The sequence below is a fragment of the Beduini sp. genome (assembly GCF_047239305.1).
Classification (GTDB): Bacteria; Bacillota_I; Bacilli_A; order Erysipelotrichales; family Coprobacillaceae; genus Beduini.
Map to the genome: position 1 here is coordinate 20,895 of NZ_JBKTEM010000011.1, position 24,362 is coordinate 45,256.

Here is a 24,362-nt window from a genome sequence, read left to right on the forward strand (position 1 = left end):
TTTTCCCCCTATTCAATGATATGTTTATATCCGGCATCGAAAATTTGCTTCACATGATCATCATCTAATGAATAATAAATCATTTTGCCGTCTCTTTTAAATTTAACTAAATTCGATTGCTTCAAAATTCTCAACTGATGTGAGATTGCAGATTGAGTCATATTTAATGTTGCCGCTAAATCATAGACACACATTTCCTCGACTTCAAATAAAGCACAAATAATTTTAATACGTGTTGTATCTCCAAATACTTTAAACAATTCTGCTACATCATATAAAATTTCTTCAGGCGGTAAGGCTTCACTTACCTTTTCTACTGTTTCTTCATTTACTATTTGTCGTTTATCCATAGGTGTTCTCCATTCATATGAACAATTATTCATATGTTAATATGATTATATGAACATTTCTTATATTTGTCAATGCTAAAGCACAAAAAAAGCAATAAATTTTCATTATTGCTTTTCCATGACGATGAATGAACTTTCACCACTCGTTGTATTCAATTTTGTTTCACCAATCACCTCAAATCCAGCTTTTAGATAGGCTGCCTGTGCCCGCTTATTAAACGGTCGCACTAGCAGCTGTATTTTTTTATGATAATGCTGGTGGATAAAATCATCGATTTGACTCAGGATTTGCTGACTATGCCCCTGTCCGCAGTAATCCGGGCGAATACCTATTCCAAAACTGATATAGTCCGGTGTGTCATGCAGGCGAAAATAACCGATCAATTCATCTTTTAAATAAATGGTAAAAAATTCTTTTTGGCGAATTTCATCTTGTCCTATTCCCCATTGCTGTTTGATGGCTTCTTCATAAGACGGCAAATCATAGACCGCATAATCCCCTTCATAATGCCATGTACAGACTGTTTTTGCGTCTTCTTTGCTCATGCTTTTTAAATTATACATATATACTCCTCCTAATAAAAAGTAGGGAGTCCCTACTTTTTAGCTAAATGCGCAAACCCTTGATCACTGTAAGGTTCACCTGTAATTTCTTCAATGATAGCGATTGCCGCAGCTTTTGGACCATTATGTTCATTTCCTTTGATTCCTAAGCGAGTTCTCAGCTGTCCGACATGAATCCCCTGTTTAAACATTCTTTTAAAATAATCTACTAATATAATGTCTGTTTGTTCTTCACGCTGAACAGGTCCAAACGGATTCGCAAAATAGCTTCCAACTAATCCCATCTCCGTTGTTGTTCCCTTAGCCATTCTTTCCCCTGCTCTGAATACTTTTAAAGCATCTTCCATATTATCAAAGAAGCTTAGAGGTTCATTGCCTTCTTCATAGTTGTTGGCATATAGGAAGTAATCGACTTCATGGTGTGCCACAACATCACGATAAGGTGTAATCGGAATAACAATGCGGGCATTGATCTTATCCGGATTCATGAAAACAGAACGGTCTAATTCTTTATAGCCATATCCTACATCTAAATCATCTAAACGAACAAAGGCTCCGATTTCTGTTCCCGATGTTTTAATGCGTCCTTCTTCTACCATCAAAAGTCCCATATCATCATAGATAGTTTTGAGTTCACGGATATAAGGAGCGCCAAACACTTTGATCTGTTCGATTGTTTCAGATTTACCGGCACCGCTGTCTCCCATGACCACAATATTTTTTACGTCTCCATTCTGCAAGGTCACTTTTACCATAGCCCCATGGATTGGTAATTGCTTCTGATTGATCTTTCTGACATTATGCAGTGTCAAAAGCATTTTTTTCATATAGCCAAAATAATCAAAATCATCATTAGCAGATAATAGAGCTACCATCATATCATTTTGATCATCCTGATAGAACGCCTGATTTTTCTTTCCATCCTCATAGCCGTATACATACAAAATGTCCGGCTTACGATTGCGGTATTCAGATTCATCAGCCAATTCAAACAGGTTACATAGAGTAACCCCCTGAGACATAAATGCTGCATTAAAATAAACAAAGGCTAACAGGTCTCCGATTTTAGCGGGATAACAGAACCATTGGTCTGCATCAAATTTTTTATCTTCAATAGGATTATATTTAATTTCTGGGAAGGTACCATCACGCTTATTGCGTTTTGAATACGTGATAAACGGCGGATGAATGATAACCGACTGAATAAAAGGAATTTCATCCAGATTACGATATTCATAAGGTAAAAATGTACGCATCTGACTAACGATCAATGCGGCATTCGCTCCGGCAGTGATCTGACGGTAGATTTTATTTTTATAGCCTAATGCAGTTTCTTCAATCGTACGATAAGTTGACAGCACTAACTCTTCAAACTTATTCTGTGCATCAACGAACTGTACATTCTGAAATCCGGTTTGGATTCTTTCATTCGTTACAACCGCATAACGTTCTAAACGACGCCAAAACAAATAAAAAGCCTCCACTACATTGACAAACATTTCTCGATCTCTGAAATAGGTACGATAATTATCATAGATGTCACAAATCTCTTCCACATTCATTACTAACAACAGCTTTGCGATCATCTTCAAATCTGTCGCCATACCGATATGATCTGCATTACATGCTTTTAAATAATTATAAATATTATCATCCAAACGCTTGATGCGATCCACAAAAGCCTTGCTTACCCTAGAAAAGCCTTCACTTTCGATCAGTTCTAAACGTGTATGACAAAATTCTTCCGAAAAGTTTAAGATTGCATTTCCTCTATTGATATTGAATTTATAAGCCATCCTTTTACCATCCTTTCATCCTTACTCTCTTTAAGGTGTATACATTTTAACATAAACAAAACCATTTTCAAACCAAAAATAGTACAATATTTTAAAATTTCTACTAATTTGCAGACAATTTTAATGATTGTACTAAATTTAAAACATGTAATCCATTACATTAACTTTTATTCAATGTTTTTTGAGACAGGTCCAATTGATACTGAGAATTAAATAAAACCTTCTCAATGACCTCCTGAGCCAAATAAACCTCTCCTTCAAATATATATGCATGAGTTGCCGTATCGTCCAGTTTTAATTGGTCACTGACATTTAAAGAGGTGAGATACTGCTGTGTTGCTTCACTCCACTGGCAGTCTTTAAAAACCATGTTTTCTTTTTTATAATTTAATGTAATATGACTAACGGAATTTGTAAATACCATGGTGTTTTTCCCTTGATCCAATACAACCTGCCCGCTGTCTAAATGCGTATAGATATTATAAAGATCATTCAACGAAACATAAGTTTGTCCATCTGCTTCAAAATACTGCTGCTGATAAGTATATAAATAACCATCTGCTTTCATACTCATTTCTACTTCAGATACATCCCCCTTATAGAAATGATAATCGCTTTTACTAGTTTTATGTTTTATTAAAAAGACTCCTAAACCGATGAAAAGACAAAGCAAAATAATCAAAGCTACATATACCCAGCCTCTAAGTTTTCTTCTTTTCTTTCTTGCCATACTGCCTCCTATAAGTGATAAATCACTTTCCCGATTATATCACTGATATCCACTAATCCAATATTTCTTGAATCAATGCTGTTATTTCTGTTATCCCCTAAGACAAAGAATTTATTTTTCTGAACAATAAAGTCCATGTCTTTGTTGAGCATTGGTTCTAATAAATAATCTTCCTCCAACAATTCTTCATTCACATATACCTGATTATCTTTAATAATCACATGATCCCCCTCACTGCCAATGATCCGTTTGATCATCTTAGTGTGCTGAGAGTCATTATTAATAACCACAATATCACCATTACTAAACTTTTTATTCATCCCATAGTAATCGATGATGGTGATATCACCGGCATTAAAGGTCGGTTCCATCGATACCCCATCTACAATATAAACCATGGGAAGAAACAGCTGAAACAAAACAAAAAAAACAATTAAAACAAATATATATTTAGGCAAAGACTTGCTTGCACCATTCATAGACGACACCTCAGTTTTATTATATATGGGGATAGGCTATAATGCTAGGTGTTTTTTCAAAAAGTTGAAGAACCGGCAATCTTTTAACACAAGCATAATTATAACATATACCGCCTCATGCATAACTAAAACTAAAACAATTTTTCCTTAATATATCCACATATTTTGATATTTTCTGCGTAGTTTCATTTTTAACCATAATTTTATTTATCTCAATGTTTTTTCAATAATCAGTAATATGTGAAATTGTGTTTAATGTTACTTCAAATATAATGTTTTCAAAACAAAATCTTCTTTCTTATCACACATCACTAAACTTCAAATCCACATACAGCATATTATGATCAGATAATGTATTTTCCACCATATCGACATGACAGATTTCCAAATTCCGACTCACGATAATATTATCGATAGCGTAAACTTTCATCTCCTCATTCTTTAGATTATACGTATCCAGCCACTTATCCTGATACCCGTTTGCTGTTACGTAAGTTTCTAACATCGGATAGATCTCACTGTATTCTTGATCGGTATTAAAGTCACCTGTCAATATTTTATAGGCAGATGAATCTTGATTCATAATAGTAAGTATTTCATTCAGCTGCTTTCTGCGGGCTGCTTTTCCTTCATGAGTTAAGTGCGTATTATAAATCGCTACGGATTTTCCATGAATGTCAACGATGATGCGCTGCCATGCCCGAGCTTCGCTCAATCCCTCACTATTCAGCTTTCCGCCAGTTTCTTCTTTTATCTCGTAAGCAGACAGAACTCCAATGCCGTACTCGCCTCCCTCAAAATCGATTGTCTTTTGAAAGCTATCATATGGATAATCACCTTGACTTGCGAATGCTGCCAACATATCCACGGGATTGCGCCGAGTAAAACGATCGAGTTCCTGCATTCCCACAACATCAATATGATAGTGTTTGAGCTGTTCATGTATCTGAATGATATTAGGATGCATCTGCGATGCGATATTAAAACTCGCAATACGAATATCTCCCACTCTTTTTTTCTCTCTTTGTGAATCACTGCATGTACATTCAAACATTGTTCTCCCTCCGCTTATCCATTCATTCTAACTTCTCTTTGCCTCTATTATAATATATTTTGATTTAGATAAAAACCTTCATTAGCTGCTTTTACGCCCGTTGTGATAAAAAAGACCTTCTCTAAAAGGAGAAAGTCTTTGATACATCGTCATTAGGATATAGCTTCCTATATCCTTATCTTATAAAATATCCTTTATACAGAATATATCTTATAGATTTTGTATTTAAAAATCAGGATTCTTCAACTAAGCGGGATTTCAATTTGGCAATAATCTTCTTTTCCAGCCGAGATACCTGCACCTGTGATATCCCCAGCTTTTTAGCGATTACTTCTTGATTACAATTTTGCTTATATCTCATTTCAAGAATCATCTTTTCTTTATCATCTAATTTTTCAATTTCCATTTCCAATGCTAATTTTTCAAACCACATTTTATTGTGACTATCCTCTATACGATCGGCTAAGGAAATGGCAGAACCATCTTTTTCATAGATAGGTTCGTTAAGAGAAGTCGGATAATAAGAGGCATCAATTGCTAGAATCACGTCTTGAACATCCACTTCCAAATACTCGGCAATATCATAAACATTAGGAACATCGTGTGAGATATTCGTTAAATGTTCTTTTGCTTTTTGAATTTTTAAATTCAGCTCTTTTAATTGGCGAGATACTTTGATGGTTCCGTCATCTCTGAAATAGCGTTTGATTTCTCCCATAATAATGGGTACTGCATACGTAGAAAATTGAACGTTATATGAAAAATCAAAGTTGTAGATGGATTTCATCAATCCAACACAACCGATTTGAAAAAGATCTTCTTTATCGTAATACGTATTTTTAAAACGATGCACAATAGACCATACCAACCCGACATTTTGACTGACGAGCTGATCTAAAGCTGCTTCATCCCCTGATTGCGCAAGCTTAATTAATTCAACTGAATTTTTATTGGCCATGTTTTTTCTTTAATGTTTTTGTAATCGTTAGTTTAGTCCCCTGTTGTTTACTTGACAGAATCTCAAATTCATCACTTAATGCTTCAATGATGCTTAATCCCATACCGGCATGCTCATCCCCCGGCTTCGTTGAAAAAAGCGGTGTTGAGGCTTGCTCGATATCATCTATTCCGCATCCCTGATCTTCAATGATTAAACATAGTGTATCCTCATCTAAGGTTGCCTCAATCGATACTTCACGATCTGTTTCACCATTATATCCATGAATAATGGCATTGGTAAATGCTTCTGAAACCATCGTTTTGATTTCAACGATTTCATCGATGGTAGGATTTTTAGACATAACAAAAGAAGCGACGCTGTTTCTTACAAAACCATCGTTTACCAGTTCTGCTTTACACGTTATTTTCATCTGATTCATTATGTTCCCCTACCTTTACTAATATTTCATCTGTATTCTTAATATAATCCATTAAATTAAAGATACCTGTTAATTCAAACAAACGATAAGCCACTGGACTTAATCCGGTAATATAAAGTTTACCGCCCTCTGCTTTCATTTGATTGTAACGCCCTAAAACAAGACCAATTCCCGAACTATCGATAAATGTTACACGATTAAAATCCATCACTACAACTTTATATTTACCTGTTTCCAGTTCGGCGACTAGCAAATTACGATAATTTATCGTATGAATACTGTCAATCTCTCCGGAAAAGTAGACAATGAGCTGATCACTATTTTTTTCAAACTGTATTTTATTCATCATTTTGCCTCCTCAGCTACATATCTTAAACTAATTTATGACTAAAAGATACGCATCCGACAAAACTAGAACTTATGTGAAAAAAATAGAAACAAAACGACAAATTACTGCCACATCCTTTGAAAATCACGAATCACCTTCTGTGAGAACTTTAGCTTTGGTATATCTTCAAGAATCACTAGATCATAACTTTGAACTTTTCCGTCTTCGCTGTGCAGATCAAGCATTGCCACGGTTTCATTAGTAAATAACGGCGCCTGATTTTTTAGAATCCGGATATTGTAGCTCGGTTCATAAGCCTCTCCTTTTTTAGAGATATACGTAATATCATTTTTGGCATACAGATTCGTTTCTTTGATTTCACTGTCATTGACTTCTAAGGTTGTCACTAAATCTCCTTGATGGTAAACATAGCGGCTCTCATACAAATTAAAGCCATAGTCTAATATTTGTGCCATTTCACTGTTTCTTTGCTTTGGCGTCGGTTCCTTTAAAACCACGCCGATCAAACGCAGACCGTCACGCTGAGCCGTTGCCACTAAGCAATAGCCAGCTTCTTTGGTATAGCCGGTTTTTAATCCATCAATACCGCTGTAAGCATTCAATAGTTTATTGGTATTGACTAGCCAGAATTTCTTGTCTGTATTTTCTCTGACATATGTTTCTACCGTTGATGTTGTTTCTAACAGCTTGTCTCCGCCGATTTCAATTAAATAAGCCGCCATCGTCGCTAAATCCAATGCACAGGTATAATGATTATCATCATGCAGCCCTGTAGCATTCGCAAAATGTGTATTGACCAGCTTTAATTCCTTCGCCTTTTCATTCATCATCTTGACAAACTCATCATTTGTGCCGGCAATATATTCTCCTAACGCTACAATACAGTCATTCGCAGAACCGATTGCCACAGATTTGAACATATCATATACACTCATCTGTTCATTCTCTTCCAAATAGATTTGACTTCCCCCCATGCTGGCCGCATAGGCTGATGTAGTGACCATATCATCAAAGCTGATTTTTTTAGAATTGATGGCCTCAAATAATAAGATCATACTCATGATCTTGGTCGTACTTGCCGGATACATTTTTTCCTGCTCATTGACCCCGTTGATAACCTGACGCGTTGATGCTTCGATCAGAATCATCGCCCCGCTGCTAGGTGCCAGATTGAGAGTCTCTGCTTTGACCGGCAATATGCACATACATAAACATAATAAGAAAATACCTATTTTTTTCATTTCATTCACCCATAATAATATATGTTTGAATTAACAGGATATGTTTTAATCCCTATGTTTTATGAAGTTTATTTTATTGCATAACCCTCATGCTTTCATTATAATAAATATAAGAGGATGAATAAGGAGGTCGCTATGAAGGTATCTTTTAATCAAGTAGAGCCATCTCAGATCAATCAGCTAGCAGAGTTAGCGAATCAGATATGGCATGAATTTTTTACGATCATTTTAAGTGAAGATCAAATCAATTACATGGTAGATAAATTTCAGTCTGCTCATGCAATTAAAGAACAGACAGAACGCAAAGGATATACCTATTATTTTATTTTAGAAGAAAATATCCCGATTGGGTTTACAGCGATTCGTTTAGAAAATGAAAAACTGTTTTTAAGCAAACTCTATCTGCAAAAATCAGCACGTGGAAAAGGCTATGCCAGCTTAGCTTTTGAATTTATAGAAAAGATTGCAAAAGAAAACCATAAAAACTTTATTTATTTAACTGTAAACAAATATAATGAACACACAATCAAAGTCTATGAGAAAAAAGGATTCGTAAAAGTGGATGCCAAAGTTTCTGATATTGGCAACGGCTTTGTCATGGATGATTTTATCATGGAAAAAGTATTGAATCCTTCTAAGCTTACTGAAGTTCAAAAAATGATTCACGGCTATTACTATATGCCAAGCGATAAATTTTTAAATAAAAAACGCATGCAGGCAAAGGAACTGCTTTATGATTTTAACTTACTAATGCCCTCTGAAGTCGGTGATCAAATCCTTAAGCAATTATTGGGGAGCTGTGGAAAGAAGCCGCATATTGAACCGCATTTCAAATGTGACTATGGAAAGAATATCCTGATTGGCGATTATTTTTATGCCAATTCTAACTGTACTATTTTAGATGAAGCAAAAGTCATTATCGGCAATGAGGTACTATTCGGACCTAATGTCGGCCTTTATACAGTCAATCACCCATTAGATGCTGCAAGCCGTGAAAAGGGCTATGAAATTGCCAAACCGATAGTGATTGGCAATAATGTCTGGCTGGGTGCAAATGTCGTTGTTTTGCCAGGTGTCACGATTGGAGAACGCAGTGTCATTGCCGCCGGAAGCATCGTTACAAAAGATATTCCTGCAGATTGTTTGGCAGCCGGAAATCCCTGTCAGATCATCCGTGAAATCGATCAGGAGCAGCCGATCCCATTACCATAATAAAAATGCTCTTTAAACCCTATTATTTAAAGTTCAGACTATTGACAAATGATATATTTGTTAATAGTCTTTTTGTTTATCTGCATAGTCAAACTCCGATTTGAATAAAGAAAACAACAGATCGTCATAAATAATATCACTATATCCACACACAGCATGACGCAGTGTTCCCTCATGCAAAAAACCTAATTTCTTTAACAGCCGAATTGATGCGGTATTAGGCGAAAAAACTCTTGCGGTAACAATATCCATCTTCAATATTGTGAATATATAGTTTAACACTTCATTCAAAGCTTCATGCATATAGCCATTCTGAGTCTTTGCTTCATCTAAATAATAAGAAATGGAAACGGATCGTACTTTATATCTCAGCGTATCAGGCTCAATAAAAACAGCACCAATGACCTCCTTAGACGCTTTACATACGAGATGAAAAGTCCAATAGTCCTCATGAGGTATCTCAAATTTCTTAATCAGTTCAGCAGGACTGACCTTTTTCATAGCGTTATACCTTAACACATAATCACTGTTGCAAATCTTTAAAATAGCCTTTACATCATTAGCCTGAGGCAGACGAATAAGCAGTCTTGGCGTTTCTATCATCCTATTTGCTCTGCAGGACTCCATCATTATCCCTCCGAATAGTCTTTCATCGCCATCTTCAAAGTAACAGCACGTAATTTAGCCTTGAAAGCTTCTTCGGCATCTTCAAAAGCATTCAAAATCATTTTTTGTTTCGTTGCCTTTAATTCTGCACTTTCTTCTAAAAAGACTTTTTCTACCAACCCGGTTGCTACAGCAAAAGCCTCTTTTCCTTCGATTGCTTCAAAGATATCACATAATGTGATCTGTGCCGGATCTTTTTTCAAAGTAAAGCCGCCATTCTTTCCTGCTTCTGAATTTATCAATCCAGCGACCACTAATTGACGAATTATTTTCTTCAAATAGGAATCCGATACATCTAAGCGCTGACTTAAAAAATAACTTTTAATATGTTCTTCATTTTTTCCATGCGCAATAATAATCAATAAGCATATTGCCTGTTCTACACTATTTTTTACTCTCATTCTTTTTTCCACCTTCGTCATTCTTCTTCTATTTTACCATATTTTTTAAAATCGCCACACTCCTTATCCCAAAATAATTACGTAAATGGTCTTGACAAATTGCTATGAGGTGACTAAAATGTCTTTTATTAATAGATATTATATATCCATAGATACATTTTGTCTATTAATAGCATATATTAAATCGTAATAGAAAGAAGGAGAAAAATATGCTTAAAAAGGAATGGCAAAGCTTTCTTAAGAATCATTGGCTGGTGATCGTCATTATTGGTGTCATGAGTATTCCAACATTATATACGACGATTTTTCTAGGATCGATGTGGGATCCATATGGAACGACAGACCAGCTGCCTGTTGCCGTGGTCAATTTAGATCAGGCTGTCACCTATCAAGATCAAAAGATGAACCTTGGTGAAGAAATGGTCAACAGTTTAAAAGAAGATGCTTCCTTAGATTTTCATTTTACAGATGAAGCTTCTGCTCAAAAAGGATTAGAAGATGGAACGTATTATATGGTAATCACGATTCCTAAAAACTTTTCTTCCAATGCGACAACGCTTCTTAATGAGCATCCTCAAAAGATGGAATTGGAGTATCAGACCAATCCTGGCACCAACTATATTGCTTCAAAAATGGATGAAACTGCCATTAATAAAATAAAAAGCAGTATTTCAACAAAAGTCACAGAGACTTATGCTAATATTTTATTCGATCAAATTCGTACTGTTGGTGATGGTTTCCATGAAGCCGCAGAAGGTGCAACCCAAATCAATGACGGAACCGCTCAATTAACTAAGGGTAATACAACAATTACCGATAATTTACAAGTATTAGCAACAAGCAGCTTAACGTTTAAAGATGGAGCCAATACACTTAATATTGGATTAAAAGATTATACCGACGGTGTTTCTCAAATTTATCAAGGAGCTTCTTTGCTGCAAGCCGGGATTGATCAATTGAATCAAAACAACACAACATTAAATGATGGTGTTGCCAGTCTTGATACAGGGATATCCCAGCTTAAACTAGGTAGTGATGCTCTGCTTGCGGGACTAAATCAAATGTCCGAATCCTTAGGAGAATCACTGACACCTACGCAAATGCAGAATATTGCATTATTAAAGGAACAGCTGCCTGTCTTAAATGAAGGTATTCAAGCTTTGTATACTACTTTAAATGATACTTCTGCAGCAAGTCCGATGGCTACTATTAATGCAGATCTAACATCTGTTGGAACCAATGCTCAAGAAGCCGGACAGAATCTAGCTTTAACAATCGAAGCATTTAAAAATTCAGAAGCATTTAAAAAGTTAGATGTAAATACTCAAAAAGAATTATTAGCTGCTTTAACAACGAACCCTTCCTTTGGTGCTTTGTCTGCCAATCTAAACAGCATTGGAACGCATTTAAACAGTGCCAGCACCACTTTAACAACCATCATGAACGATTTACAAGAAAATGTCAAAACGATTGCCGAGGGTGCCGATATGCTGCTGCCAGGAAGTCAAACAGCTATCCAGCAATTATCCAGTGGACTCGTTAGTGTTAAAAAGAACTTGGATAAAGAAAATGGAATTATTGAAGGGTGTGGAACGATCAATCAAGGCTTAACACTCATCAGCAGCAAGCTTCAAGGTCAAAACGGACTTCAAAACGGATTAACCGCCTATACCAATGGAGTAGCAGCGTTAAAAGAAGGAAGTCAAGCCCTAGTCAGCGGTGCTTCCAACTTAAATGCAAATACCCCTACACTTCTTAGCGGCACAAATCAATTAAGCAATGGTGCCGGAGACATTCATGAGGGAGCAGCTTTATTAAAAGAGGGTTCCCAAACATTAGGAGAAGGACTTTCTACCTTAGCTGATGGATCAAAAACCTTGGCAACTAGTTTAAGCGACGGAGCCAGCCAAGTCGATCAAGCCAATGGAAACGATCAGACCACCAGCATGTTTGCTGAACCTGTCGAAGTCCAAGGATCGGAATTATCTACTGTTCCTAATAACGGACACGCAATGGCACCTTATATGATGTCTGTCGGTCTTTATGTAGGCTGTATTGCCTTTTGCTTAATGTACCCATTGCTTCAGCACTCTACCCCAACCGTTGAGAGCGGCTTTAAATGGTGGCTTTCAAAGGCAAGTGTCATCGCTGTAGTAGCTTGTCTCCAAGCCTGCTTAATGGTCGGTATGCTGATGATGATAAATCATCTTGAACCTTTACAAATCTTGCAGACCTTCTTAATGGGATGTCTTGTTTCTACCACTTTTATGGCAATGATTGTTTTCTTTAATTTAATCTTAGGAAAAGTCGGAAGCTTCATTGTCTTAGTCTTTATGGTTTTACAGCTAGGGGGAGCAGCAGGAACTTATCCGATTGAATTATCAGCTGGTTTCTTCAAAGCCATTCATCCCTATATGCCATTTACCTACAGTGTCCATGCTTTCAGGAATACCCTTTGCATCGGCGGTAATATTCTTAATGATGTAGGTATCTTTGTTGTTATTTTGATTGCTTTTGCATTATTAACCTTCATGGTTTATGAAGTGAAAGCCAGAAAACTTTCAACAATAAAAAACATTGAAGCATAACCTAAAAAACGCATAGCGCAATAGATCATTCTATTTTGCGATGCGTTTTTATAGTTTACTTCTTATCTGCTTAAACTTCTTCTTTTTTTCTCTACTGCAACTAATGCCGCAGAAACTAAACCAAGAAGGGCAAAGGCACTGTATAACGAAGCATTTGTCTTATCTCCTGTTGAAGGATTATCCGTATTTTCGGTTTTGTTTTCTCCTTTATCATCAGGTTTAACGACTTCCTCTACTGGTAATTTTTCATAAACCGCTGTAACAACTAAATCTTTAGTTACCTTACTAAAATCTGTATCCCATTTAATAAATGTATACCCCTCGATAGCTGGGACAGCTGGAGCGGTTGCCTTTTCTCCATCTTTTACAGTTTCCACTTTTAACACTGCTCCATTCATATCCACAAAGATGACTTGATGTGTCGTTTCTTCCGGAGTTGGTGTTGGTGTCACTGTTTTTTCTTCAAAAACAACTGCATAAGTTGAGAATCGATCTGTCTCAAATGTAATTACATTATCTGTTAACGCAGCTTTAATTTTATCCACTTTTCCTTCGTGCATACGTAATACATAAACATCTTTATCTTTTGCATTCTCTGCTATATCGTTTGGTAATACAACAGTGAAAGTTAACGGTTTAGGCAATACTGTGATATTACCTAAATGAGTTGTTGGTGTTTTTACTAAAACACTTAAATCAAGATACATGGCAACTTCTGTCACACTGTTATTTTCCTGAGTAATTTGTTTCAACTCTTTTTCAATCGCTTTGATATCTTCACTTGCCTGTGGATTTGCTGTGTTGATTTCTTCTACTATTGGATTTACTGTAATTGTTTCTCCTGATGTAATCGCATTATTAATATTTTCTGCTGTTTTTTCATCGGTATACACTGAATCTGCACCATTACTGATAATATCATTTAATGTATCATTTAAAATTTCAGGTGCTTTTTCATCATTTAACCCTGCCTGTGGTTTCTCTACCGGCTCTTGAGTATCGACAGAAGGCGGTGTTGGGTTTTCTACCTTATAGACAGATACTACACACTCTGCTTTTGCATTTCCTGCTGTCGCAGTAATTGTTGCTTTCCCCGGTGCCACTGCTTTGACCACACCATTTTCTACAATGGCGATTTTTGGATCACTTGATTCCCAAGTCACTGTATCCAACGTTTCATTTGGATTTACAGTAGCCGTTAATGTTTTGTTAGATCCTGCTTCTAAAGTAAGGGTTGTATCTGATAATTCAATTCCTGTAGCAATAGGTGCTACTTTAAAAGTATTTTCAACTGGATATGCTTTGTAGCCAGTTCCAACATAATCTGTCGGATCAGAATCAAAGGTTCCGCCCTTAACCTGAATATGGTCTTTCGCATCTGTCCATTCTGACGCAGTGTTTTTAGACCATGTGTAAGCTAGCAGTCCTTCACTGTTTGCAGATTTAAATGTTCCTCCTGAAATAGTTACGTTTGGTACTGAACTATAACCGGGACGATTTACGATCGAAATCGCTGCACCATCGGGAACAGCTCCATCCCCTGTTTTGTCAGCACGATGATCCATACCGGTTCCTTCGATAATACCACCGCTGATGTTCATTACAGAAAGATTTCCTGCACAAAGCTGAATACCAAGATCTCCCTTGATCGTACCGCCATTAATCGTAATTTCTCCAGTCTGCGGATGATAGATTGCAGCTCCCGTTCCATCTGGATCAGAATTTAAAATCGAACCGCCATTAATGGTAATAGTGGTACCATTATTTTTCGAACCATTTCCGGCAACTCCATACCATGAACCTTTCAGTGTACCGCTATTAAGTGTTAAATCAGAATTAACAAATACACCAACCGCACATTGATAACCGAATATTGAACCGCCCCCGACACTATCGTTAACGGTCAAAGACGAACTGAATAATCGGATAGGAGCAGTCGTTTTATTTATACTCTCCTGTGTTAGTGATTGCGTAACTTTCTTTCCGTTCAATTCTAAAACAAACTTTTTTCCATTAACATCAATCGTGCTTGCTAAATTTATGTCATTTAGAAGCTTAACAGTTTGACCCTCTGTCACATTTTGAATCGCATCAGATAATGATGTATACTTAGTTCCATCTATTTCCGCAACATTTTCTGTATCGTTGATTTCATTTTCACCAACTGCATTCACGGAAACTAAATTTCCCATGATTAAACTTCCAATCATCAATACAGAGATGAATAGACTTATTGTTTTTTTCATAATTTTCCTCCTTTTAAATCTCTCACTTCTCTCACTGTTTTCCTCATCAGTTTCCCAATAATCCCCCCTAGTACAAAAGTTTACTATTTGTTACACATAATTTTAAGGTCTGTAACAAATAAAAAATATAGGTTTATTCGCACCAATATTTGTCAAATAAATCATAACATTCTTGTAACAAATAGTAAACCTTAAGTTACAAAAAAATATAATTGATTTGCAAATCTAAACCTATTTTTATATTTTTCCTTTAATAAACTGCTTCACCCAACGAGAAAAAGTCATGTGGCTGACATTCAGTATTTCACTGGCTTTTCTTAGACTGATTTTCTCATCCAGCCATAACTGAAGAATTTCCGGGAATTCTTCGGGAATCTTTTTTGGTGGCCTGCCAAAAGCAACCCCTTTTAATTTTGCTTCACGGATTCCCTCTGCCTGTCTTTGACGAATATTTTCTCTTTCCACCTGAGCCACATAAGAAAGGATTTGCAGTACTAAATCGGAGATAAATTTTCCTGTAACGCCATTCACTTGATTTCTTGTGTCTAGTAATGGAGAATCTAAAACAATAATATCAATATTCTTTATATTCGTTAGAAAGCGCCATTGCTTAATAATCTCATCATAGTCTCTGCCTAAGCGGTCAATCGATTTGATATACAGTTCATCCCCCTCCTGCAGTTGTCTGAGCAATCTTTTATAGCGTGGACGATTAAAATCCTTGCCAGATAACTTATCAATATAAATTTTATCTTTCATTATGCCAGCCTGTTTCATTGCTGACATCTGCCGATCGATATTTTGGTCTTTGCTTGACACTCGCACATAACCATATTTCTTCATATATCTTCCTCCTTATCTTCTACAAATTCTTATTATTTCACAATATGCTGTCATTAGGATATCAAAATGCTGTATTGCTTAATAATAAAATTATTACAAATACTTCTATCCTTTTTGTGGCGTAGAGTAACCTTTAGGATTAGATAAATAAAATAGGTTAAATGTTTAGCTAAAGACTGATATATTGAGCAAATAAAAGGAAATGATTCTACTTTACAAGCATGATATAATAATTTTGTATACCAAAAAAGTGCTGTTAATAATGAACTGAGCCTTAAAGTTGAACTATGCAACTAGAATGATTCACAACACTAACAACACCTTTTATTTTCTTTTATAATAAATTAATCATTATTTCTCCAATACACCAAGGCTTTAACCATTTAAAAATAAGGACACCCTATAGCAAAGACAGTCACTGTCATAATCCTCCATAAGCATTAAATGTGTTTTGATAGTGCGCTTTATCTGCCATCATAAATAAAGTAAAAAGATTATCGTGCATAGAAAACAGATCAATGAAATGACGCCATATGTTATCTTTTCTGCTTTAAAACAGTACAAGATTAGGAATAGCGGCACTAACGTCAGTACCATAAATCCGATAACAGCCACGATACCCTGCCTTTCATCTAACATATCCACTGCTTTGATATTAAAAATCTCCCTGGCTTCTTTAGGAATAACAATCTGTCCCATTTCTCCAACTTTGACAGTGTCAAATAGATACCTATACAACAAAAAAACCGGAAATTACATTACATAATCTCCAGTTCCATAATACGAACAAAAGAGGCTGAACGCCTCTCAAGTTTTATTATTTAATAAAGTTGAATTTCTTCCATCCTTTAAGATGTTCTAAGATGCATAATTCTTCTTCAGGAATACGTCCTACTAAATTACGTTCTCCATCATTAGGAATATCTTCTAAGATTATTTGTACTTCTGCACGGTAATGTTTTAAGTTGTCATTAATGACACAAACATCTCCGCGAGTAAAGAATTCTTTATCGCAAGGTGTATGAGGAATTGAAGTTTCTCTGTAAAGCATACGAGTGAATGAACTTCTTACCATTTGACTTGGGTAATCCCCTCTGTTTGAATGTACATGGTTGAATAATAAGTTCTTTTCTTCTTCAGTAACAGTATCTGCTAAATCAATTTTGATCTGCACTGTATTTAAATCAATACCACCTAATGATTTTAATTCTTCTTCTGTTGCATAAGCATTACCAATGATAACGTCGTCGATTAATCCTGTTGCAAATAAATGTCTTGCTTGTAAATCGATTGGCATTTTACGATGTATTTCACAAGTTGGTAATCCGGCATATACTTCCCATGGTCCGAAAGTCGGATCATTATGGCTTGATACGAATGCTGCTGTTGTGAATCCTAAACGTTTCCAGTTACGTGAGAAATTCATGAATAAATCCCAGTCTAAAGCTGTATATTTTTGTGGATAGAAGTTATGACAGATCAGCATTTGATCTTGTCTAGCTCCCATATGAAGCATTGCTTCTACATTGTCTGAAGTAGTAGAACCATTGAATTCAATTTTTAATCCATAAGGATTTTGTGTTGTCATGGTATCCATCATGGCACCAAAGGACATATCTAAACGTACGATATCTACATGCATATCAGCAAATGGTTTTAAGTTTGTTGCACTTGCTCCTAAATGTTCAAATACTTTAGGGTTTGTGTCTACTGCTACTTCAAATCCTAATTCATGAGCTTTATCCATGAATTCTTTGAATTCTTCAATCATTTCTTCTTTTGGTTTGTTTACAGATAATAAGCAAGTAAAAATACGTGAAAATCCATATTTAGCTGCCATTTCCATGTAAGCAAAATCTTTTTCTTTTGTTGAATGTTCTGGGTAAATTGAAATACCTAATCTTCTCATATTGTGTCTCCTTTTTCTTTTCCCGTTTCTACGCTCAGATGTCCCGTATATCTTTAAGCTGCCTAAGGGAGTTTCATTTACAACTAATATCATAACGCTTTCAAAGGTATAAAATAAAGAGAATTCCAGAATCTGAAAATGAAAACATCGCCTATTAAGACGATGTTTAATTATTTATCGTTAGCTAAGTCCGCTCCATCACTGGCAATGACTTTTTTATACCAGTTGAATGATTTTTTCCTGCTTCGCTTTAATGATCCGTTTCCTTGGTCATCACGATCAACATAAATGAAACCATAGCGCTTCTTCATTTCTCCGGTACCTGCTGAAACTAAATCGATACATCCCCAAGGCGTATATCCGATTAGATCGACACCGTCATAGTTGACAGCCTTATCCATTTCTTTTATGTGTTCTGCAATGTAATCAATACGGTAGTCATCATTGATAGATCCATCTTCTTCTACTGTATCGACTGCACCTAATCCGTTTTCAACAATAAATAAAGGCTTTTGATATCTTTCCCATAGACGATTCAATGCAATTCTTAATCCGATTCCATCAATTTGCCATCCCCAGTCACTTGCTTTCAAGTATGGATTTTTAACACCGGAAACAAAATTCCCGCCTGTTTCATTGCCTACCGGCTTAGAAGAAACACAGCTTGAAGAATAATAAGAGAATCCCAAATAATCCACACACCCTTCTTTTAAAGTTTGTGCATCTTCGGGTGCCATTTCTACTTTAACACCTAATCTTTCATATTCTTTCAATTTATAAGCCGGATAGTATCCTCTTACTTGCACATCTGAATAGAAATGTGAATTTTGAGTCGTTTCCATCGCTAATGCCTGATCTTTTGGGTCACAAGAATAAGCATACGTAGATCCATAGGCAATCATTAATCCGACTTTGTTTTCAGGATCAATCTGATGTCCTAATTTAACTGCTTTTGCACTGGCAACAAACTGATGATGAACGGCTTGTGCTTTTGCCTGAGGAGTTGCTTTTGTTACACCGCCGGCAAAGAATGGCAGCATTCCCATAATATTGATTTCATTAAATGTCATCCAGTATTTTACTTTCCCTTTATAGCGTGTAAATAAAGTTTCACAGTATTTTACATAGAAATCAATGACACGGCGATCTAGCCATCCGCCATATTTTGTTACCAAGTTTAATGGTGTTTCATAATGAGATATAGTGACTACCGGTTCAATATTATATTTTAACAACTCATCGAATACATCATCGTAAAACTTTAAGCCTTCTTCGTTTGGCGTTTCATCGTCTCCATTAGGAAATAATCTCGCCCAGTTAATGGATAAACGAAAACATTTAAAGCCCATTTCAGCAAATAAAGCAATATCTTCTTTATAGCGATGATAAAAATCAATTCCAATATGTGATGGATAATAATAACCTTCTTGCACATCACAGACTGCACCTTCGGGTATTTCTTCATAAGGCATGATTGGCTGCGTATGTTTTGATCCGTCAGGCATTGTATATGTAATGCGACGGCTTACAGTGTGACTTCCGGCAGTGACAACATCAGCAGTACTCAGTCCTTTTCCACCGTCTAAATATCCACCTTCAAATTGGTTTGCGGCAGTTGCGCCGCCCCATAAAAATCCTTTTGGTAAACTCATAGTATTTCCTCCGTTTTATATTTATTATTGAACAGACTTGCGATAGCTGCAAATACGTTTAATACGCATGACATTATCCTCATTAGGAAAATGAAACGGATTCATCTTCGTTTCTTTAAATCCTTCAACGATATCTAATGCATCTTCATAGACATCTTCTACATTCATTGAGCCATACATCTTTGGGGGCAGTAAATAAAGCGGTGTTTCAATATCCCCATATTTTTTCATGAATGTACTGATTTCAAATTTTAAATGCGGGCAGCACATCACGACATCATATTGATTCATGACATCATGTGACAATGCAAAAGGTTGAAAATCAATTGAGATTTTATCTTCATATCCTTTTTCCTTAATTTCATTTGACATCTTGACAGACATTGCACTTGAAGAGAATCCACCTAAACAGCATATTAATATTTTTACCATGTTTTTCCTCCTTAACTGTACACAGTATGGCTTAATTTTAACACTGATTGTATTAAAACAAAAGCAATTTTATAACCGCTTTCATTTTTTGTAAATTAAAAACACCTCATCGGTGTTTAAGCTTTTATGCTTTTTGTATATTTTGATAAATAAGTAACGATCGTGTTTGCGATAATCCCGGTAAATATTCCCGTTGGAATGGAAGTAGCAAACAAAGCAATAATCCAGGTTGCCATCGCCCATGACTGATAAATATAGACAACCACTAAAATTTGTCCTACACCATGACCGATCGCACTAACAATCGAGGTTGAAACCATCGGCAGTTTTGTAAGCTTTCTAACCAGCATAATCGCAATGGAACTTAGTAAGACTCCTCCGGCAGATATAAACCACGTATAACTGAAAATTGAACCTCTTAACAGTCCCGCTAATACCACTCTTAAAATATTGACAATCGCCATTTCCTTTGCCGAAAATAATTCGATTGTAACCAAAGAAATGATATTCGCAAATCCTAATTTTATTCCATAAGGCAGCGGTAAAGCAAGGCTGGCTTCAAATGTATGGAGAGCAACCGCAAGGGTAGTTAGCATCGCAATATAAACGAGCTTTCTTGTTTTTTTATTCATTGCTTCCTCCTGATGTATTATTTTCTAACAGTGCTTCATCCAAAGCCACTTTGACAGCTTCCAAAACACCTTGACTAGAAGCTGTAGCACCGGTCACAACGTCAATGCCTTCTAACGAATTCTTGCCAACGATCTCCGGCAACAGTTTTTCTTTTACTTCAGACATATAAGATGCTGTTTCATTATCCTTAATAATATCAATAGCCGATAAATTGCCTTCACTCACCGTAATCTTAACCTGAATGGTGCCGCATTTACCGTTTCCAACCCCTATGTATTCTCCATCTTTATAGAGAGATTTTTCTTTTGTACTGCATCCGCTGATAACCAATAGAATGCTGAGAACCCATAAAATCTTTTTCATACTAACTCCCTACCCATGTATTTTCATTAATGATCTGCAAAAATTCAGTTAACCCAATGATTTGAATATCCTGTCCTTTCTGCATCAGTTCATATGCCCGTTTATAGTTATTTGTATCTGTCTTGCCGGCACTGATCAGATAATTCGTATTAATGTTTACTTTTTCTTGCAAAAAACCGCCGGCAAGCGTTATATAATCTTTAATGACGGTGCCATAGCTGACATGAATACTGTCTAAACAGATGCATTGGTGAAAAAGAAAATGGTTTGTGTCCTTGCCTTCTTCTTCACGCATTTCCTGATTGCTGGCAATATCACTCATATAGATATTCTTATAATACTGATCTGCCATTCTTCCATATTGAACATGAATCAATTCATGCAGTTCATCTAAGCTTCTTAATTGATAAATGCTTTTTATTTTTCGAATAATACGATAACACATGATCGCATCTTCTAAAGCATGATGATGAGAAAAACGAAAATTAAAATACGCAGCGATCCCATCTAATTTATAAGAAGGACAGTTTGGCAGCAGTTTCTTTGATAAAACAAAGGTACAGGACATATCACAGTTAGGATAGGTTAAATGATAATGATCCAACGTCGCTCTTAAAGCTAAGGCATCCTGCTGAATATTATGTGCCAATATAACCGTATCATTGAATAAGGGGGCAATCTGTGCCCACACTCGATCAAAGGTTGGAGCCGCCGCTAATTTACCTTCACTGATCTGATGAATATGATAATGTCCGCTTTCACTGATAAAAGGAACCGGTTTTACCCTTGAATAGAACGTATCGACAATTCGGTTGTTTTCAACAACGCAAACTCCGATTGCGCATATGCTGCTTGGATATCGATTGGCTAGTTCTAGATCAAATGCAGTATACCTTTCCATCCTGTTTCCCTCCGTAACGTTTATATCTTAACACAATTTAAACAAATAAAAAAGGCTTCCGCCTATTCGAAAGCCAAATTTATGTATTTACTTAACTGCAACCACTAAGTTTAAGAAATTAGTAGAACCAACTTGTCCAGGGTTCCCACCTGTAACTAAGATTTTTTCTCCAGCTTCAACACCAAATTCTTTTGCTAATTCGATAGCATAAGGCACCATGTTTTCAACTTTTGTAACAGGTTCACAAACAATTGCATGAACTCCCCAGTTGATTGCTAAACGTTTCATTGTCATTACATGAGGTGTTGCCGCTAAAATTGGGCAGCTAGGTCTGAATCTTGAGATTCTTTGAGCTGTACGTCCTGATTCTGTGAAAGCTACAATAGCTGCTACATTAAATTTGTTGGCAATTTCAGTCACTGACATGCAGATTGCTTCATCAGAATCATCATGTTTTGCAGTTCTTTCCGCTTTTCTGAATAATGATCCATGATCTAAAGCAGTTTCTGTTTTCATTGCTACTTTAGCCATAGTCTGAACAGCCTCTAATGGGTAATTCCCTTGAGCAGATTCACCAGATAACATAACGGCATCACTACCATCAAAGATTGCATTGGCAACATCTGATACTTCTGCACGTGTTGGTCTTGGATTCATTTGCATACTTTCTAACATTTGAGTAGCTGTAATAACCACTTTACCAACAGCGTTACATTTTTTGATTAATTCTTTTTGAATCAATGGTACATCTTCAGCAGGAACTTCTACCCCAAGGTCACCACGGGCAACCATGATTCCATCAGCTACTTCTAAAATTTCATCCATGTTTTCAACACCTTCGCTGTTTTCGATCTTAGCGATGATTTGAACGTCAGGACGTCCGTTTTTGTCTAATAATGCTCTTACTTGTTTCACATCATCAGCACGTCTTACGAATGAAGCCGCTACATAGTTGATTCCTTGTTCACATCCGAAAGTGATATCGCTGATATCTTTTTCAGATAAGTAATCAAATCCTAATTTGATTCCCGGAACATTGATTCCACGTTTGTTTTTAACTGCTCCGTCATTTAAACAAGTCGTTACGATGTCTTTTCCTTCTACTTTTTCAACACGTAATTCAACTTGTCCATCATTTACTAAGATAATTCCACCAGGGATAACATCTTGGTATAATCCTTTGTAAGAAATTGAGAAACGATCGCTTGTTCCTTCAACATCTTCAAAACACACAACAGAAGTTTGACCTTTTTTGAATTGAGCTACGCCACCTTCGAAATCTCCCGTTCTGATTTCTGGTCCTTTTGTATCTAATAAAATAGCACATTCTTTTCCAGTTTCAGCCTTAATTGCTTTAACAGTTTTAATACGTCCGCCATGTTCTTCGAAATCTCCATGTGAGAAGTTTAAACGCATAACGTTCATCCCAGCATCGATTAAGCTTTCTAAAATTTCTCTTGGTTCTGAAGCAGGACCAATCGTACATACCATTTTAGTCTTTTTAATAGGTTGCATTTCTTTTTCTCCTTTTTATTTTAACTTTATATTAACGAAGTTTCTGATATTCTTCGTGAATATACGAATTGTGATAGTTTTCGCTTAACGCTTTTTCTATCGGTAATAACACGATCATTTCATCTTTTAAGCAAGTGCATTCTCCATTGTGCCCAGCATTTAAAGCATCGACAGCATATAAACCGCAGCGAGCTGCCAGTAAACGATCACGCGCACTTGGATTGCCCCCTCTTTGAAGGTAGCCAAGAACACTGCCGCGGCATTCCATTCCGGATAATTTTTCCAGACGCGCCGCCAGCTCATGTACATTTAATACATTTTCACTGATCATGATCATACATTCATCTTTACGTTTTATCGAATCAATAACAAGATCTTTTAATGCCATTTCATCTATTTTTGTCTCTGCTGTAATCACAGCATCGACATTCCCTGAAATTGCCCCATATACAGCAAGATCACTGCAATGGCGTCCCATTACTTCTACAAGCAGACAGCGCTCGTGACTGCGAATCGTATCTTTCAACTGATCGATGCAATGCACGATTGTATTGAACGCACTGTCAAAGCCAATCGTAAACTGAGTTCCAGAAATATCGTTATCAATAGTTCCCGGTACACCAATAGTCGGCATCCCCGCTTTAGATAAAGCAAGAGCACCTAAATAGCTGCCGTCACCACCAATCACAATAATACCGTCAATCCCCGCTTCACGGGCTTTTTGAGCAGCTGCTTCCACATACTTAGCTTGTTTAAATTCTATAAAACGTGAAGATTTTAGAATTGTTCCCCCCATTGAGGCACTTTGACTTGTTTTGTCACTATGTAGTTTCACAAAACGTCCTTCGTACAATCCTTTAAAACCGCCAATCACTCCAATCGGCTCAATGTTTAAATTCGCACATCGAAGACATATTGCGTGGATGACACTATTCATTCCCGGAGCATCTCCGCCGGAAGTTAAAACTGCCACTTTTTTCATCATATGTTCACCTCATTAAGTTCTACAATCCCTCTGATATTTTATCATGATTTTTCTATTTTTCAACATCTAAATAA

General features: G+C 36.3%; 25 protein-coding genes. 2 read left to right on the forward strand and 23 right to left on the reverse strand.

Translation table 11 applies throughout. The annotated features are described in order from the left end of the window. Window positions 1-8: 8 nt before the first annotated feature. The 10 genes from ACLRVU_RS12490 to ACLRVU_RS12535 all read right to left on the reverse strand — a co-directional run bounded on the left by ACLRVU_RS12490 (window position 9) and on the right by ACLRVU_RS12535 (window position 7,942). Window positions 9-350 (reverse strand): metalloregulator ArsR/SmtB family transcription factor, encoded by a 342-nt coding sequence (locus ACLRVU_RS12490; protein WP_147553668.1) that lies wholly within the window; start codon window positions 348-350, stop codon window positions 9-11. A gap of 105 nt (window positions 351-455) precedes the next feature. Then, window positions 456-914, reverse strand: coding sequence for a GNAT family N-acetyltransferase (locus ACLRVU_RS12495; RefSeq protein ID WP_412892104.1), 459 nt, complete (start codon window positions 912-914; stop codon window positions 456-458). Between the two features lie 32 nt (window positions 915-946). Further along, window positions 947-2,710 carry a phosphoenolpyruvate carboxykinase gene (locus ACLRVU_RS12500; RefSeq protein ID WP_412892105.1) on the reverse strand — a complete coding sequence of 588 codons (1,764 nt, stop codon included), beginning with the start codon at window positions 2,708-2,710 and terminating at the stop codon, window positions 947-949. 160 nt (window positions 2,711-2,870) lie between these two features. Beyond that, window positions 2,871-3,440 (reverse strand): hypothetical protein, encoded by a 570-nt coding sequence (locus ACLRVU_RS12505; protein ID WP_412892106.1) that lies wholly within the window; start codon window positions 3,438-3,440, stop codon window positions 2,871-2,873. A gap of 8 nt (window positions 3,441-3,448) precedes the next feature. After that, a complete protein-coding gene (lepB, locus tag ACLRVU_RS12510) occupies window positions 3,449-3,919 on the reverse strand; it encodes a signal peptidase I (protein ID WP_412892107.1) in 471 nt (156 codons plus the stop codon). 301 nt (window positions 3,920-4,220) lie between these two features. Next, complete coding sequence (locus ACLRVU_RS12515; protein WP_412892108.1) at window positions 4,221-4,973, reverse strand: endonuclease/exonuclease/phosphatase family protein; 753 nt, start codon at window positions 4,971-4,973, stop codon at window positions 4,221-4,223. Window positions 4,974-5,205: 232 nt separating this feature from the next. Then, on the reverse strand, window positions 5,206-5,931 hold the full coding sequence (locus ACLRVU_RS12520; protein WP_147553674.1) for a SigB/SigF/SigG family RNA polymerase sigma factor: 726 nt from the start codon (window positions 5,929-5,931) through the stop codon (window positions 5,206-5,208). Then, complete coding sequence (gene spoIIAB / locus ACLRVU_RS12525; RefSeq protein WP_147553675.1) at window positions 5,921-6,352, reverse strand: anti-sigma F factor; 432 nt, start codon at window positions 6,350-6,352, stop codon at window positions 5,921-5,923. Before spoIIAB ends, ACLRVU_RS12520 begins: the two co-directional genes overlap by 11 nt. Further along, a complete protein-coding gene (locus ACLRVU_RS12530) occupies window positions 6,327-6,698 on the reverse strand; it encodes an anti-sigma factor antagonist (protein ID WP_412892109.1) in 372 nt (123 codons plus the stop codon). The genes spoIIAB and ACLRVU_RS12530 overlap by 26 nt, the downstream gene beginning before the upstream one ends. A gap of 104 nt (window positions 6,699-6,802) precedes the next feature. Then, complete coding sequence (locus ACLRVU_RS12535) at window positions 6,803-7,942, reverse strand: serine hydrolase (protein ID WP_412892110.1); 1,140 nt, start codon at window positions 7,940-7,942, stop codon at window positions 6,803-6,805. Window positions 7,943-8,077: 135 nt separating this feature from the next. Between ACLRVU_RS12535 and ACLRVU_RS12540 the strand changes: the two genes are divergently transcribed. After that, complete coding sequence (locus tag ACLRVU_RS12540; protein WP_412892111.1) at window positions 8,078-9,154, forward strand: GNAT family N-acetyltransferase; 1,077 nt, start codon at window positions 8,078-8,080, stop codon at window positions 9,152-9,154. 60 nt (window positions 9,155-9,214) lie between these two features. On the opposite strand, the gene ACLRVU_RS12545 is transcribed toward ACLRVU_RS12540, so the two are convergent. Then, window positions 9,215-9,781 carry a GNAT family N-acetyltransferase gene (locus ACLRVU_RS12545; RefSeq protein WP_412892112.1) on the reverse strand — a complete coding sequence of 189 codons (567 nt, stop codon included), beginning with the start codon at window positions 9,779-9,781 and terminating at the stop codon, window positions 9,215-9,217. 2 nt (window positions 9,782-9,783) lie between these two features. Continuing rightward, window positions 9,784-10,221 carry an Rrf2 family transcriptional regulator gene (locus tag ACLRVU_RS12550; protein ID WP_147553680.1) on the reverse strand — a complete coding sequence of 146 codons (438 nt, stop codon included), beginning with the start codon at window positions 10,219-10,221 and terminating at the stop codon, window positions 9,784-9,786. Window positions 10,222-10,430: 209 nt separating this feature from the next. On the opposite strand from ACLRVU_RS12550, the gene ACLRVU_RS12555 reads away from it, so the two are divergent. Then, window positions 10,431-12,809 (forward strand): YhgE/Pip family protein, encoded by a 2,379-nt coding sequence (locus ACLRVU_RS12555; protein ID WP_412892113.1) that lies wholly within the window; start codon window positions 10,431-10,433, stop codon window positions 12,807-12,809. Between the two features lie 62 nt (window positions 12,810-12,871). Here ACLRVU_RS12555 and ACLRVU_RS12560 read toward each other — a convergent pair whose 3' ends face one another. The 11 genes from ACLRVU_RS12560 to ACLRVU_RS12610 form a co-directional block, all read right to left on the reverse strand. Further along, a complete protein-coding gene (locus ACLRVU_RS12560) occupies window positions 12,872-15,055 on the reverse strand; it encodes an Ig-like domain-containing protein (RefSeq protein ID WP_412892114.1) in 2,184 nt (727 codons plus the stop codon). A 237-nt stretch (window positions 15,056-15,292) separates the two neighbouring features. After that, entirely contained in the window at window positions 15,293-15,898 is a 606-nt protein-coding gene (locus ACLRVU_RS12565; protein WP_412892115.1) for a recombinase family protein, read from the reverse strand. Between the two features lie 474 nt (window positions 15,899-16,372). Further along, the gene (locus ACLRVU_RS12570; RefSeq protein WP_412892116.1) at window positions 16,373-16,639 is read right to left on the reverse strand and encodes an AbrB/MazE/SpoVT family DNA-binding domain-containing protein; all 267 of its coding nucleotides are present in this window, start codon (window positions 16,637-16,639) and stop codon (window positions 16,373-16,375) included. 76 nt (window positions 16,640-16,715) lie between these two features. Further along, window positions 16,716-17,807, reverse strand: coding sequence for a MupG family TIM beta-alpha barrel fold protein (locus tag ACLRVU_RS12575; RefSeq protein ID WP_147553685.1), 1,092 nt, complete (start codon window positions 17,805-17,807; stop codon window positions 16,716-16,718). 170 nt (window positions 17,808-17,977) lie between these two features. After that, complete coding sequence (locus ACLRVU_RS12580; protein ID WP_412892117.1) at window positions 17,978-19,459, reverse strand: 6-phospho-beta-glucosidase; 1,482 nt, start codon at window positions 19,457-19,459, stop codon at window positions 17,978-17,980. A 24-nt stretch (window positions 19,460-19,483) separates the two neighbouring features. Further along, the gene (locus tag ACLRVU_RS12585; protein ID WP_412892118.1) at window positions 19,484-19,891 is read right to left on the reverse strand and encodes a PTS sugar transporter subunit IIB; all 408 of its coding nucleotides are present in this window, start codon (window positions 19,889-19,891) and stop codon (window positions 19,484-19,486) included. A gap of 116 nt (window positions 19,892-20,007) precedes the next feature. After that, the gene (locus ACLRVU_RS12590) at window positions 20,008-20,523 is read right to left on the reverse strand and encodes a Gx transporter family protein (protein ID WP_412892119.1); all 516 of its coding nucleotides are present in this window, start codon (window positions 20,521-20,523) and stop codon (window positions 20,008-20,010) included. Further along, entirely contained in the window at window positions 20,516-20,887 is a 372-nt protein-coding gene (locus ACLRVU_RS12595) for an FMN-binding protein (RefSeq protein ID WP_412892120.1), read from the reverse strand. Before ACLRVU_RS12595 ends, ACLRVU_RS12590 begins: the two co-directional genes overlap by 8 nt. 1 nt (window position 20,888) lies before the next feature. Next, window positions 20,889-21,788, reverse strand: a complete 900-nt coding sequence (locus tag ACLRVU_RS12600) for an exonuclease domain-containing protein (RefSeq protein WP_412892121.1) — start codon at window positions 21,786-21,788, stop codon at window positions 20,889-20,891. Between the two features lie 87 nt (window positions 21,789-21,875). Further along, window positions 21,876-23,303, reverse strand: a complete 1,428-nt coding sequence (pyk, locus tag ACLRVU_RS12605; RefSeq protein ID WP_412892122.1) for a pyruvate kinase — start codon at window positions 23,301-23,303, stop codon at window positions 21,876-21,878. Window positions 23,304-23,334: 31 nt separating this feature from the next. After that, window positions 23,335-24,288 (reverse strand): ATP-dependent 6-phosphofructokinase, encoded by a 954-nt coding sequence (locus tag ACLRVU_RS12610; RefSeq protein WP_412892123.1) that lies wholly within the window; start codon window positions 24,286-24,288, stop codon window positions 23,335-23,337. Window positions 24,289-24,362: the final 74 nt, after the last annotated feature.